Genomic DNA, 12299 nt, shown 5'->3' with positions numbered 1-12299 from the left:
CCGGCCCCGGCGTGGGTTAGGGTGGCGCTCATTCCAGCGAAGTTACCGGGAGGTAGGCATGTCGGAGGAGCAGCGGGTCGCCATCGTGACCGGCGCGGCGCGGGGCATCGGGGCGGCCACCGCCAAGCGCCTGGCCGCCGACGGGCTGGCGGTGGCCGTGGTGGACATCGAGGAGTCGGCGACCAAGGAGACCGTCGACGCGATCGCCGCCGCCGGTGGCCGGGCGCTCGGTGTCGGCGCGGACGTGGCCGACCGCGCGCAGGTGGAGGCGGCCGTCGAGCGGGTCGCCGCCGAGCTGGGCGCGCCCACCGTGCTGGTCAACAACGCCGGCGTGCTCCGGGACAACCTGCTGTTCAAGATGACCGACGCCGACTGGGACACGGTGATGGGCGTGCACCTGCGGGGCGCGTTCCTGTTCAGCCAGGCCGTCCAGAAGCACATGGTCGAGCGGAAGTGGGGCCGGATCGTCAACCTCTCCAGCACCTCGGCGCTCGGCAACCGCGGCCAGGCGAACTACTCGGCCGCCAAGGCCGGCCTCCAGGGCTTCACCAAGACCCTCGCCATCGAGCTGGGCCCGTTCGGGGTGACGGTCAACGCGGTCGCCCCCGGCTTCATCGTCACCGACATGACCGCGGCCACCGCCGCCCGCATGAAGGTCGACTTCGAGGCGCTGCAGAAGCACGCCGAGGCGGAGATCCCGGTCCGCCGGGTGGGCCGTCCGGAGGACGTGGCGCACACCATCTCGTTCCTGGCCAGCGAGGGCGCGTCCTTCGTGTCCGGTCAGGTCATCTACGTCGCGGGCGGCCCGAAGGACTGACCGGCCGCGCCGACGCCCGCCCCCCGGAATGGCCCCTCTTTCACCGAAAGAGTGGCCATTCCGGCCGCCAAGGCCACTCTTTCGGTGAAAGTGCGGGGCGGGTCAGGGCGGGGCGCGGCGGGGGCGGGTCAGGACGGGGTGCGGCGGGTGTGCCAGAGCCAGAGCAGGCCGAGCACCGGCAGGACCAGCGGGATGTAGCCGTACCCGCTGCCGAAGCCGGACCAGACGGTCTCGTCGGGGAACAGCTCCGGCCGGGCCAGGCTGAACGCGCCGACACCGACCACACCGGCCAGTTCGACGGTGCAGCAGGCCAGCGCGATCCGCCGGCCGGCGGTGCCCGCGCGGGCCAGGCCCACCGCCGCCACGATGTAGATGACCGCGGCGAGCGCGGAGAGCAGGTACGCGACCGGTGCCTCGTCGAACTTCGTGGCGATCTGGAGGCCGGCGCGGCTGGTCGCGGCGATCGCGAACAACAGGTAGACGGCGATCAGCAGCCGGCCCGGGCCGGCGTTGGTCCGGGTCCGCTCCGCGGCCGGCGCCTCAGCCACCGAGCATCGCCCAGGTCTGCTGGAGCCGGACCACCACCACCGGCGTGACGAGGCAGACCGCGCAGACGATCGCCGAACCCCACCGGGTCGGCTCCATCCGGGCCAGCACCCAGGCCAGCGGTGGCAGGCAGACCAGCGTCACCAGGTAGCCCGCGAAGGCACCCGGCTCGCCCGGCCGCTCGCCCCCGGCGAGGGCGACCAGCGCGACCACGGCCATCACCAGCAGGACTGCCTCCAGCGCGGCCAGGCCGGCGAACTGCACCCGGTCGGGAGCACGGTGCCGCAGCGTGGCCACCAGGGCCCACACCGCGACGAGCAGGGACAGCACGATGGCGGCGACGGCGAGCAGCCCGTCCACCGGCGATCCGGCCGGTGCGGCGCTGGTCATCGGGCCCACCGGGGGCGCGGTTCGGTCACCGCCACACTCTACTAATCCGCGTAGTAGCGGTGTCGTACGGGCGCGGGGCCGGATCGGCGACTAGCGTGATCGAGGGGCCGCGGGGCAGCCGTGGCGTGACGACGGGCGGGGGTTCCTGTGGTGCGGTTCGGCTTGTTCGGCACCGGACACTGGGCGGCGGAGACGCACGGCGCGGGGCTGCGGGCACATCCCCGGACCACCCTCGCCGGCGTCTGGGGGCGGGACCCGGCGAAGGCCGCCACAGTCGCGCAGCGGTACGGCGTGCCCGCGTTCGACGACGTCGACGCGCTGATCGAGGCGTGCGACGCCGTCGCGGTCGCCCTCCCGCCCGACGTGCAGGCGGACATCGCCGTCCGCGCGGCCACCGCCGGTCGGCACCTGCTGCTGGACAAACCGCTCGCGCTGAGCCTGGCCGACGCCGACCGAGTGGTCACCGCGGCGCAGTCCTCCGGCGTCGCCTCCCTGATCTTCTTCACCCAGCGGTACCACCCGAACGTCACCGCCTTCCTCGCCGCCACCGCCGCCGACGAGGGCTGGCAGCACTGCAACGCCACCTTCTTCGCCTCGATCTACCAGCCCGGCAACCCGTACGAGGGCTCCGCCTGGCGGCGGCAGCATGGCGCCCTCTGGGACGTCGGCCCGCACGCGTTGTCGATCATCCTGCCGGTGCTGGGCCGGGTGACCCGGGTGGCCGCGATGGACGGCCCGAGCGGTCTCGTGCACCTGCTGCTCACCCACGATGGCGGTGCCACCAGCAGCGTCTCGCTCACTTTGGACGCGCCGGGCGGGGCGGTCACGCGCGACCTCCGCTTCTACGGTGTCAGCGGCATCGAGACCGCGCCGCTCGGCAAGGGCACCGTGGCCGACGCGTACGGGACGGCGATCGACCAACTGCTGGAGGAGGTCGACTCGGGCACCCGCGACCACCGCTGCGACGTGCGCTTCGGGCGGGACGTGGTCGCCGTCCTCGAGGCGGCCGAGATCGCCCGCCGCGACTCCCGCACAATCGACGTCCCCGCCTGACCAGCCCCCACCGAGCCCCCCCGCCGACCCGCCCGACAAGGGTTGATCAAGAGGTTTGTGGCGGTCCCATCGGCGTGTCGTACCCAAAACCTCTTGATCACCGGGTCTGCGCGCCGCGACCCTGTTCACCCAGCTGGAGTACGCCCGGCGGCGCAGCGGTGACTACGGGCGGTGGACCCGGCTCACCGTGTCGACGTGGCCGGAGTTCGGCTGGCGGCTCGCCGGTCGGGTGCCCCGGACGGCGTTCCGCCCGGTGCCCCGCGTCGACGCCGGGATCCTGCGCGTCGAGCGGCGGCCGGAGGCACTGCTGCCCCGGGCGGAGCTGCCGGCGTACCGGCGGATGGTGGAGCTGGGCTTCGACGGCGCCGGCGGGTCGCTCGTGGCCTCGCTGGCCCGGCGGTACCCGCGGGCCCGGCTGGCCGCGGCGCTGCGGGCGACCCGGCTCGATGCGGCCACACCGGCCGGACACGTCTGGCCGGAACAGTGGCTGGTGCCGTTCCGGCTGCTGCCCTGCTGAGGCCGAGGACTACGCGAGCGTGTTCAACGACTCCGCCAGCTCGGCCGGAGAGCCGAACTCCTCCGCCGGCAGCGCCCGCAACATCTGGAGCATCTCCGTGCTCACCCCGTTCTCCTGGCCCCACCGGACCAGGTCGGCGCGGGAAATCGGGTAGTCGAGCCCGGCCAGGTACTCCTGCAACTGCACTCCGGTGACGGTCATGGCCGGCGCCTACCCGCTCCGCGCGTCGACACACCGGTTTGCCCGCCGACGCGCCGGGTAGCCGCCCGCCATGCTGGTTCAGCGGCTCGGTGCGCCGAGCGACTTCGACCCGTTGCTGGAACGTGTCCGGGACGCCCGGATCGTGATGATCGGGGAGGCGACGCACGGCACGTACGACTACTACCGGCTCCGGGAGCAGCTCACCCGACGCCTGATCGCCGAGTGCGGCTTCTCGTTCGTGGCGGTCGAGGGGGACTGGCCGGACTGCGACCGCGTGAACCGGTCGGTCAGCGCCGCCCCGGGCGGCGCCACCGAGCCGCAGGTCGCCCTCGAGGAGTTCGAGCGGTGGCCTACGTGGATGTGGGCGAACGCCGAGGTGGCGCGCTTCTGCCGCTGGCTGCGCGCGTGGAACGTGGAGCGGCCGGAGTCGGCCCGGGCCGGCTTCCACGGCCTGGACGTCTACAGCCTGTGGGAGTCGATGCAGGCGATCTTCGACTACCTCGGTGAGGAGGACCCGGCGTCGCTGGAGGCCGCGCAGGACGCGTACCGCTGCTTCGAGCCGTACGGCAAGCGGGTCGAGGAGTACGGCATGGCCAGCCGGTTCGTCTCGGCACGGTGTGAGGACGAGGTGGTGCGGCTGCTGGCGCGTACCCGGGAACACGCCGCGGCGGACGGCTCGGACGCCTTCTCAACCTGGCAGAACGCGGAGGTCGTGGCGGGCGCGGAGCGGTACTACCGGGCGATGGTCGCGGGCGGGCCGGAGTCGTGGAACGTCCGGGACATCCACATGGCGGACACCCTCGACCGGCTGCTGGACCACTACGGTCCCGGGTCGCGGGGGATCGTCTGGGCGCACAACACCCACGTCGGCGACGCGCGGGCGACCGACATGGCCGCCGACGGCATGCTCAACATCGGCCAGTTGGGCCGCGAGCGGCACGGCCGCGACGCGGTCGTGCTGGTCGGGTTCGGCTGCGACCGGGGTACGGTGATCGCCGCGCCGCGCTGGGGCTCGCCGGCGGAGGCGATGATCGTGCCGCCGGCCCGGGAGGGTTCGGTCGAGCGGCGGCTGCACGAGCTGATGCCCGAGCGGGCGGTGCTGGTGTTCGGTGGGGACGACCAGCCGGGCTGGGTCACGGACGCCCTCGACCACCGGGCGATCGGGGTGGTGTACGACCCGTCGTTCGAGTCGTGGGGCAACTACGTGCCGACCCGGCTGGGGGAGCGCTACGACGCGTTCATCTGGTGCGACGAGACGACCGCCCTGCACCCGCTCCCCGCGCTGACCACCCCCGGCGAGATGGAGACCTACCCGGCGGGCGTCTGAGTGTCGGGAAGGGTCCCCGGTATGACGCCGGGGACCCTTCCTTTTGCTCAGGCGTGGGCGCTCTCCTTCTCCCGCAGGTGCGTACGCAGGCCCTCGCCCTCGACGTCGACGTTGGGTAGGGCCCGGTCGAGCCAGCGCGGGAGCCACCAGGCCTTGTCGCCGAGCAGCGACATGACCGCCGGCACGATCGTCATCCGGACCACGAACGCGTCGATGGCGACACCGACCGCGAGCGCGAAGCCCATCGACTTGATGACCGGGTCGTCCATGAAGACGAAGCCGCCGAAGACCGAGATCATGATGAGCGCGGCGGCGGTGACCACCCGGGCGCCGTGCCCCATGCCGTTGATGGTGGCCTGTCGGGCCGTGTCGCCGTGGACGAAGTCCTCCCGCATCCGGGAGACCAGGAAGACCTCGTAGTCCATGGCCAGGCCGAACAGGATGCCGATGAGCAGGATCGGCAGGAAGCTGATCAGCGGGCCGGGCGTGTCCAGGCCGACCATGTCGGCGAGGCGCCCCTGCTGGAACACGGCCACGGTGAGCCCGAACGTCGCGGCGACGGTGAGCAGGAAGCCCAGCGCGGCCTTGACCGGCACCAGCAGCGAGCGGAACACCAGCATCAGCAGCAGCACCGACAGCCCGACCACGAGCAGCAGGTAGACCGGCAGCGCGTCGGAGAGCTTCTCGGAGACGTCGATGCCGATCGCCGTCACACCGGTCAGCAGCACGTCGGCGTCCTGGATGCCGCCGACCGCGCCCCGGATGTCGTCCACCAGGGTCTCGGTGGCCGGGTCGGTGGGCCCGGTCTTCGGGACCACACCGAGCAGCGCGGTCCGGCCGTCCGGGCTGAACTGCGGCGGTGTCACCGCGAGCACGTTCTCGGTGCGCTGGACCAGCGCGGTGACCTGCGGTACGGCCGCCGCCGTGGCCTGCTGGTCGTCGCCGGCGACCACGACCGCCAGCCGGCCGGTGAAGCCCGGCCCGAAGCCCTCGCTGATCAGGTCGTTGGAGACCCGGGCCGGCGACCCGGCCGGCGCGGTGCCGGGGTCCGGGAGGGCCAGCCGCATGTCGGGGGTGGGCAGCGCGAGCGCGCCGAGCCCGACCAGGCCGACCAGGATCACCGGCAGCCGGAACCGGGTCACCAGGCGCGCCCACCGGAACCCGAAGGCGGAGCGGTCTTCGGTGGTGGTGTCCGCGTCGGCTTCCTCGGTAGTGGTGTCCGCGTCGGCCTCCTCGGTGGCGGTGCGGAGCTTGCGGGGGAGCACCCGCCGGCCGGCGAAGCCGAGCAGCGCCGGCTGGAGCGTGAGAGCGACGAGCACGGCGACGGTGACCGTGCCGGCGGCGGCCAGACCCATGACCGTCAGGAACGGGATGTTCACCACCGCCAGGCCGGCGAGCGCGATCACCACGGTGGCGCCGGCGAAGAGCACGGCCGAGCCGGCGGTGCCGACCGCCCGGCCGACCGCCTCGTCCCGCGGCAGCCCGTCGAGCAGGTTCTGCCGGTAGCGGGAGGTGATGAAGAGCGAGTAGTCGATGCCGACCGCCAGGCCGAGCATCAGAGCGAGGATCGGCGCGGTGCTGGTGAGCTCCACGACGTCGCTGAGCGCGTACAGGCCGGCCATGCCGACGCCCACGCCGATCAGCGCGTTCAGCATCGTCATCCCCGCCGCCACCAGCGACCCGAACGTGATCACCAGGACGATCGCCGCGATTGCCACGCCGATGGCCTCGGTCGAGCCGATCTCCGGCTCGGTGTTGAGCACCTCGCCGCCGGGGGCCACCTGCCAGCCCTGGGCCTCGGCCGCCGCGCCGACCTTCTCGTACGCCTCCCGCTGCGCGTCGGTCACCTTGTCGGCGCCCTCGGCGAACTGGACCTGGACCAGCGCGTACCGGCCGTCGGGGGAGAGGGACTGGACCGTGAAGGGATCCACGGCGCCGACCACGCCGGGCAGCGTCGCGGCCTGGTGGGTGAGCTCCTTGACGACCGCCTGGCCCTCCGGTGTGCCGAGCTGGCCGGGCGCCGGCGCCTTGACGGCGATGGTGCCGGTCGCGCCGCTGGCCGCCGGGAACTGCTCGGCGAGCAGGTCCTGGGCACGCTGCGACTCGGTGCCGGGCATCGTGAAGTTGCTCGACGTCGGGCCGCGCAGGGTCGCGGCGGCGAGGCCGAGTCCGACGAGTACGACGAGCCAGATCGCGGCGACGAGTCGCCGCCGGCGCATCGAGCCCCGGCCGAGCCGGTAGAGCAGGGTCGCCATGGGTTCGGTGTCCTCCGTCGTGGATGGATGGGTCAGTCGACGGGCTCGAGCGCCCGCCGGACCAGCGCCAGCAGCGCCGGCCGAAGCTCCTCGTCGGGTACGTCGACGAACTCCCCGCATGTCTCGGCGATGCCGGCGAGCACCACCAGCGCGGCGATCCGGGCGGACGGGCGGTCGGGGCGCCCGGCGAACGCGTCGATGAGCCGTTCGGAGATGGCCTGGATGTGCGCGAAGGCGGGTTGCTGGAGCAGTTCCGGGAACTCGCCGCGCAGCAGCGCGATCTCCCGCCGGAACCGGACCGCCAGGTCGACGAAGCCCTCCGCCGCGACCCGCTGCGCGTCGGCCGGCCCGCCGGCGGCGACGATGCGGTCGTCCAGCGCCTGGAGGACCGCGATCGCCGGAGCCATCAGCGCGGTGAGAATGGCCTCCTTGTTGGCGAAGTGATAGAGCACCGCCGCCTTGGAGCAGCCCACGTCGCGCGCGATGTCCTGCAACGACGTGCCCCGGTAGCCGGTCGCCGCGAAGCGCCGCGCCGCTGCCGCGAGGATCTCGTCCCGCGTCTCCGGTACCACCCGTGCCATGCCGGTCCCACCTCCTCGACCAGCATGCCTGACCGATCGGTCAGGTGCTGACCGATCGGTCAGACGGATTCGGTGGCGTTCGCCACACGGCCATGCTGTCGGTCGTACACGGCCCGCGCGGAGGCGATCGCGCCCCGGTGCCGGTCGGCCCACTCGGTCAGGGCGACCAGCGACTCGTAGAGCTCCAGGGCGATCGGGGTGGCGGCGTACTCGACCTTCGGTGGGACGGTGGGATACACCGTCCGCCGCAGCAGGCCGTCCCGTTCCAGGTTGCGCAGGGTCAGCGTGAGCATGCGGCGGCTGATGCCCTCGATGCACCGTTCCAGCTCGGTGAACCGGACCGGGCCCCGGGAGGCGGCCACCAGGATGCCGATGCTCCACTTGCCGCCCACGCGGTCGAGCACCTCCCGGACGGTGCACGCCTTCGCCTGACCGGGCGCGAAGGGGCCGACCGTGCCGTCGCAGCCGGTCATGGGCACATCGCTGTTCCCCTGGGACATGAAAGTGCCTCCTTACGCTCCGCCTCATGGTCACAGAGGATGTTCTCGGTAACAAATCATGCACTTAGGAGGGGCTCTCCCATGCCGACCCGTACCGCACCGTCCCGCCGGCTGGCGCTGCTGGTGTTGTGCGCCGCCAGCCTCATGGTCATTCTCGACGGCAGCGTCGTCGCCGTGGCACTCCCGGCGATCCAGCGGGACCTCGGCTTCTCCGCCGCCGGGCTGGCCTGGGTGGTCAACGCGTACCTCGTCGCCTTCGGCGGCCTGCTCCTGCTCGCCGGGCGCCTCGGTGACCTGCTCGGCCGCCGGCGGGTGTTCCTGGCCGGCGTCGCCCTGTTCACCGTCGCGTCGCTGCTGTGCGCCGTGGCGACCTCGCCGGCCGTCCTGGTCTCCGCCCGCTTCCTCCAGGGCGCTGGTGGGGCGTCGGCCACGGCGGTCAGCCTCGGCATGATCGTCCGGCTCTACCCCGAGCCCGCCGGCCGGGCCCGGGCCATCGCCGTCTTCAGCTTCACCGGGGCGGCCGGGGCGTCGCTCGGGATGCTGGCCGGCGGGGTGCTCACCGGCATCGCCGGCTGGCCGGCCATCTTCCTGGTCAACGTGCCCATCGGGCTGGCGGTGCTGCTCGCCGCCGTCCGCGTGGTCGTCCCCGACCGGGGCGCCGGCCTGCGCGCCGGCCTGGACGTCCCGGGTGCGGCGCTGGCGACGTCCGGGCTGATGGTCGCCGTGCTGGCCATCGTCGGCGTCGGCGACCACGGCTGGGCCTCCGTACGCACGGTCGGCACCGCCCTGCTCGCCGCCGCGCTGCTCGCCGCGTTCGTCCGGCGGCAGCGGGTCGCCGCGACCCCGCTGCTGCCGCTCCGGGTGCTGCGCACCCCGGACCTGGTGGCCGCCAACATCGTGCAGTTCCTCGCGGTCGCCGCCTTCTTCGGGTTCCAGTTCCTCCTCGCGCTGGCGCTCCAACTGGTGCTCGGCCTCGACGCGACCGCCGCCGGGCTGGCCTTCCTGCCCACCCCGCTGGCGATCGCGGTGGTCTCCCTCGGCCTCGCCGGCCGGCTGGCCGCCCGGTACGGTGCCCGGCCGGTGCTGCTCGCCGGGCTCGGCGTCGCCGTGGTCGGTTTCCTGCTCCTCGCCCGGCTCCCGGCCGACGGCAGCTACCCGGTCGACGTGCTGCCGGCGGTGCTGGTGTTCGGGGTCGCCGGTGGCCTGGTCCTGCCGGCCGTCACCACGCTGGCGATGGCGGGCGCCGACCCGGCCGACGCGGGTCTGGCGTCCGGACTGGTCAACACGACCCAGCAGGTCGGCGGCGCGCTCGGGCTGGCCGTGCTCGCCACCCTGGCCGCGAGCCGCACCGATGCCGTCCGCGAGGCCGGCTTGGCCGCCACCGACGCCCTCGCCGCCGGCTACCGGGCCGCCTTCGCCGTGGCCGCCGCCCTGGTCACCGCCGCTCTGCTGGTCGCCGTGGTCGCGCTGGGCCGGCGGCGGCCGGTGCCCGTCCCGGCCGTCGTCGGTACCTCCGCGGAGCCCGCCGGCTGCCCGGCGGCGTGACGGGCGCGGAGGCCGACCGGCGGCGGGGACCACGAACGAGGGATTGGCGCTCTGGCGGATGACCTCCACCCCCGCCCACCGCGCGGGTCGCGCTCCGGGCGCTGCACCACCGAGCTGCTCGCCGCCGTCCGGGCCGGCGGGACCCCTTCGCCGTGTCCGGTTGACCACCGGCGCGGCGGCGGGCAGGGTGATCGGATGGGCGGGGCCGAGGAGACGCGGGACGGGGTCACGCTGACCAACCTGGGCCAGCCGCTGTTCGACGGCGCCGGAGCGACCAAGCGGGACCTGGTCGACTACCTCGACGCGGTGAGCGAGCGGATCGTGCCCCACCTGCGGGACCGGCCGCTGTCGGTGGTCCGGGTGCGCCCCGGCCAACCGCCGTTCATGCAGAAGAACCTGCCGAAGTACACACCGGACTGGGTCCGTCGCACCGGCGTGTGGGCCGAGGCCTCGCACCGGGAGGTCTCGTACGCCCTCTGCGACGATCGGCGCACCCTGCTCTGGTTCGCCAACCAGCGAGCCGTCGAGTACCACCCGACCCTCGCCACGATCGCCGACCTGCACCGCCCGACCCACCTCGTGCTCGACCTCGACCCGCCGGAGGGCGCGCCGTTCGACGTGGCGGTGGCCGCCGCCCTGCTGGTTCGTCGGGCGCTCGCCGACACGGGTCTCGCGGGCGCCGTGAAGACCAGCGGGGCGAAGGGAGTGCACGTGTTCGTTCCGGTCGCCGGCGACGCCACGGCGGAGGACATGGCCGCCGCCACCCGGGCGCTCGCCGCCCGCGCCGCCCGCCTCGACCCGGACCTCGCGACGACCGCCTTCATCCGGGAGGACCGGGGCGGGAAGGTCTTCATCGACTCCACCCGGGCAGGCGGCGCGACGGTCGTCGCCGCGTACAGCCCCCGGCTGCGACCCGGGGTGCCGGTCTCGTTCCCGGTCTCCTGGGACGACCTGCCGTCGGTCACGCCGGCCGACTTCACCATCCGGACCGCGCCCGCGCTGCTCGCCGCCCGTGACCCGTGGGCGGACGCGATGCCCGCGCCGCAGAAGCTCCCGGACGACCTGGTCGCCGAGGGCCACACGATCCCCGTCGCCCGCGTCCAGGCCATGCACGAGGGGAAGCGCCGGGCCCGTGCCCGCCGCGCCGCCGGCTGAGGTACGCGGACAGCCTCCCCGGTCACCCCACGGTCCCCGGACATGGAAAAACCCGGGCGGTGGCCCGGGCTTCTCGGTCTCTCTGGTGCCCCCGGCAGGATTCGAACCTGCGCCCCCGCCTCCGGAGGGCGGTGCTCTATCCCCTGAGCTACGGGGGCTCAGCGACTGGAGAAGACTAGCAAACACCTCCCACGATCGCCGAATCGGTATCCGGGGACTCCGTGTCGTCGCGTCCCTCCCTCCCCTCGCGTTGATCAAGAGGTTCCGGTCCGGGGGAAGCGCTTTCCGGTGCCAGAACCTCTTGATCAACCGTCTCGGGAGTGCGGGCGGTCACATCACACGTCCGCTTTGCTCTGCTGCAATCCACGCAACGGTGCCAGGCGGATATCGGTGCGCCGGTTGAAGCAGAGCAAGGACGACCGCCGCGCACTCGCGGGGTGGGCTCAGGCGGCGACGGCCCGGCCGCAGCTCGGCAGCGGGTGCAGCACGATCCGGCGGGGCAGGCGGCGGGGCCACTCGTTGCGGGGCCAGGACCCGTCCACGATCAGGTGCACGGTGCGCTGCTCCTCGCCGCTCAGCCGGAGCACGAAGTCCCGGGGCAGCGGCGGGTCCACCGACGGCGTGGTGATCATGAAGCGGACGCGGCCACGGGACGAGACGGCGGAGATCACGTCCGCGGCCGGCATGGTGCCGCGCAGCCGGATCCGCCCGATCCAGTACACCTCGGCGAGGTGCTCCTGGGCGGCGCGGGTGATGGCCGGGTACTCGGTGCGTACCCACCGCTCGACCGCGCCCACGCAGAGCCCGCAGGCACGCTCGCGAGGCTCCCGCGGACCCAACCCCCAGGCCCGCAGGTACGCCCCGACCGCCCCCGCGTCCAGCGGCAGCTCGAACCGGCGCTGGATGAGGGTGTGCAGGCTCTGTCGCGTCCAGAGCTCCTCGTCCAGGCCGAACGCGTCGGGGTAGCTGCCCCGCAGCGTGTCGATCAGTTCGAGTTCCTGTTCGCGGCTGAGCGTTCCCGGCTCGCCCTGCCGCTGTCCGCGACGGACGGCCGCCACCGCCCCGTCACCGCCGATGGTGTGGCGCCGGCACCAACTGGTGACGGAACGCCGCGCGTCTCTCAGTGCAACCCCCACGTCCTGCGCAACGAGCCCGAATCGCAACTGGTCACGATATGTGTGGAGAAACTTCTCTTAGTGACGGATTCGGTCGGACTGCGCACAGCACCCGAAGCGGACAAGTTGCTCGGAAAGCGCAGGCCGGGCGGCTGGGGGCGGCTCACGCTTCGCTGGAGCTTGGGGAGCGGCGGTGCGGCGGGTTGGCGTGGTGGCGGCTTGTCGTGTGGTTGCGGTTGGGGGTGTGGCCCGCCGTGCCCGGCTCCGGGCGGTCAGGCTTGATCCCTGCGCCGGTCA

At 73.4% G+C, this 12299-nt stretch carries 12 protein-coding genes, 1 tRNA gene and 1 pseudogene; 6 read left to right on the top strand and 8 right to left on the bottom strand.

The genetic code is table 11. From position 1 onward, the window contains the following. Positions 1-58: 58 nt before the first annotated feature. Positions 59-817 carry a 3-oxoacyl-ACP reductase FabG gene (fabG, locus tag ACTMS0_RS25025; protein ID WP_441157704.1) on the top strand — a complete coding sequence of 253 codons (759 nt, stop codon included), beginning with the start codon at positions 59-61 and terminating at the stop codon, positions 815-817. 128 nt (positions 818-945) lie between these two features. On the opposite strand, the gene ACTMS0_RS25020 is transcribed toward fabG, so the two are convergent. Together ACTMS0_RS25020 and ACTMS0_RS25015 are read right to left on the bottom strand one after the other, a co-directional pair. After that, positions 946-1365, bottom strand: a complete 420-nt coding sequence (locus tag ACTMS0_RS25020; RefSeq protein WP_441157703.1) for a hypothetical protein — start codon at positions 1363-1365, stop codon at positions 946-948. Next, a complete protein-coding gene (locus tag ACTMS0_RS25015; RefSeq protein WP_441157702.1) occupies positions 1358-1753 on the bottom strand; it encodes a hypothetical protein in 396 nt (131 codons plus the stop codon). Before ACTMS0_RS25015 ends, ACTMS0_RS25020 begins: the two co-directional genes overlap by 8 nt. Before the next feature lie 147 nt (positions 1754-1900). Between ACTMS0_RS25015 and ACTMS0_RS25010 the strand changes: the two genes are divergently transcribed. Together ACTMS0_RS25010 and ACTMS0_RS25005 are read left to right on the top strand one after the other, a co-directional pair. Further along, positions 1901-2806, top strand: a complete 906-nt coding sequence (locus tag ACTMS0_RS25010; RefSeq protein WP_441157701.1) for a Gfo/Idh/MocA family protein — start codon at positions 1901-1903, stop codon at positions 2804-2806. Positions 2807-2903: 97 nt separating this feature from the next. Next, a pseudogene (locus ACTMS0_RS25005) lies at positions 2904-3323 on the top strand (rRNA adenine N-6-methyltransferase family protein); the annotation flags it as partial. 9 nt (positions 3324-3332) lie between these two features. On the opposite strand, the gene ACTMS0_RS25000 reads toward ACTMS0_RS25005, so the two are convergent. Beyond that, the gene (locus ACTMS0_RS25000; RefSeq protein WP_441157700.1) at positions 3333-3524 is read right to left on the bottom strand and encodes a DUF2795 domain-containing protein; all 192 of its coding nucleotides are present in this window, start codon (positions 3522-3524) and stop codon (positions 3333-3335) included. Positions 3525-3594: 70 nt separating this feature from the next. On the opposite strand from ACTMS0_RS25000, the gene ACTMS0_RS24995 reads away from it, so the two are divergent. After that, positions 3595-4851, top strand: coding sequence for an erythromycin esterase family protein (locus ACTMS0_RS24995; RefSeq protein ID WP_441157699.1), 1257 nt, complete (start codon positions 3595-3597; stop codon positions 4849-4851). A 47-nt stretch (positions 4852-4898) separates the two neighbouring features. On the opposite strand, the gene ACTMS0_RS24990 is transcribed toward ACTMS0_RS24995, so the two are convergent. The 3 genes from ACTMS0_RS24990 to ACTMS0_RS24980 are packed head-to-tail and all read right to left on the bottom strand — an operon-like array spanning position 4899 to position 8187. Then, on the bottom strand, positions 4899-7106 hold the full coding sequence (locus ACTMS0_RS24990; RefSeq protein ID WP_441157698.1) for an MMPL family transporter: 2208 nt from the start codon (positions 7104-7106) through the stop codon (positions 4899-4901). A 32-nt stretch (positions 7107-7138) separates the two neighbouring features. After that, a complete protein-coding gene (locus ACTMS0_RS24985; RefSeq protein ID WP_441157697.1) occupies positions 7139-7687 on the bottom strand; it encodes a TetR/AcrR family transcriptional regulator in 549 nt (182 codons plus the stop codon). A 59-nt stretch (positions 7688-7746) separates the two neighbouring features. Next, on the bottom strand, positions 7747-8187 hold the full coding sequence (locus tag ACTMS0_RS24980) for a winged helix-turn-helix transcriptional regulator (protein ID WP_441157696.1): 441 nt from the start codon (positions 8185-8187) through the stop codon (positions 7747-7749). A gap of 81 nt (positions 8188-8268) precedes the next feature. Between ACTMS0_RS24980 and ACTMS0_RS24975 the strand changes: the two genes are divergently transcribed. Further along, the gene (locus ACTMS0_RS24975; RefSeq protein ID WP_441157695.1) at positions 8269-9732 is read left to right on the top strand and encodes an MFS transporter; all 1464 of its coding nucleotides are present in this window, start codon (positions 8269-8271) and stop codon (positions 9730-9732) included. Between the two features lie 195 nt (positions 9733-9927). Next, the gene (locus tag ACTMS0_RS24970; RefSeq protein WP_441157694.1) at positions 9928-10887 is read left to right on the top strand and encodes a DNA polymerase domain-containing protein; all 960 of its coding nucleotides are present in this window, start codon (positions 9928-9930) and stop codon (positions 10885-10887) included. Between the two features lie 83 nt (positions 10888-10970). Here the strand turns inward: ACTMS0_RS24970 and ACTMS0_RS24965 are convergent. Both ACTMS0_RS24965 and ACTMS0_RS24960 read right to left on the bottom strand, forming a co-directional pair. Next, positions 10971-11045, bottom strand: a tRNA-Arg gene (locus ACTMS0_RS24965). A gap of 285 nt (positions 11046-11330) precedes the next feature. Beyond that, complete coding sequence (locus ACTMS0_RS24960; protein ID WP_441157819.1) at positions 11331-12023, bottom strand: winged helix-turn-helix domain-containing protein; 693 nt, start codon at positions 12021-12023, stop codon at positions 11331-11333. Positions 12024-12299: the final 276 nt, after the last annotated feature.

It is taken from the genome of Micromonospora sp. H33, assembly GCF_052068455.1.
GTDB lineage: Bacteria > Actinomycetota > Actinomycetes > Mycobacteriales > Micromonosporaceae > Micromonospora.
This window is presented reverse-complemented; position numbering and strand designations above follow the sequence as displayed.

Bases quoted from the DNA above. Each gene is read 5' to 3' on its own strand.
- ACTMS0_RS25015 (WP_441157702.1), bottom strand. From the start codon at position 1,753: ATGACCAGCGCCGCACCGGCCGGATCGCCGGTGGACGGGCTGCTCGCC.
- ACTMS0_RS24980 (WP_441157696.1), bottom strand. From the start codon at position 8,187: ATGTCCCAGGGGAACAGCGATGTGCCCATGACCGGCTGCGACGGCACG.
- ACTMS0_RS24985 (WP_441157697.1), bottom strand. From the start codon at position 7,687: ATGGCACGGGTGGTACCGGAGACGCGGGACGAGATCCTCGCGGCAGCG.
- ACTMS0_RS24995 (WP_441157699.1), top strand. From the start codon at position 3,595: ATGCTGGTTCAGCGGCTCGGTGCGCCGAGCGACTTCGACCCGTTGCTG.
- ACTMS0_RS24970 (WP_441157694.1), top strand. From the start codon at position 9,928: ATGGGCGGGGCCGAGGAGACGCGGGACGGGGTCACGCTGACCAACCTG.
- ACTMS0_RS24975 (WP_441157695.1), top strand. From the start codon at position 8,269: ATGCCGACCCGTACCGCACCGTCCCGCCGGCTGGCGCTGCTGGTGTTG.
- ACTMS0_RS25000 (WP_441157700.1), bottom strand. From the start codon at position 3,524: ATGACCGTCACCGGAGTGCAGTTGCAGGAGTACCTGGCCGGGCTCGAC.
- fabG (WP_441157704.1), top strand. From the start codon at position 59: ATGTCGGAGGAGCAGCGGGTCGCCATCGTGACCGGCGCGGCGCGGGGC.
- ACTMS0_RS24990 (WP_441157698.1), bottom strand. From the start codon at position 7,106: ATGGCGACCCTGCTCTACCGGCTCGGCCGGGGCTCGATGCGCCGGCGG.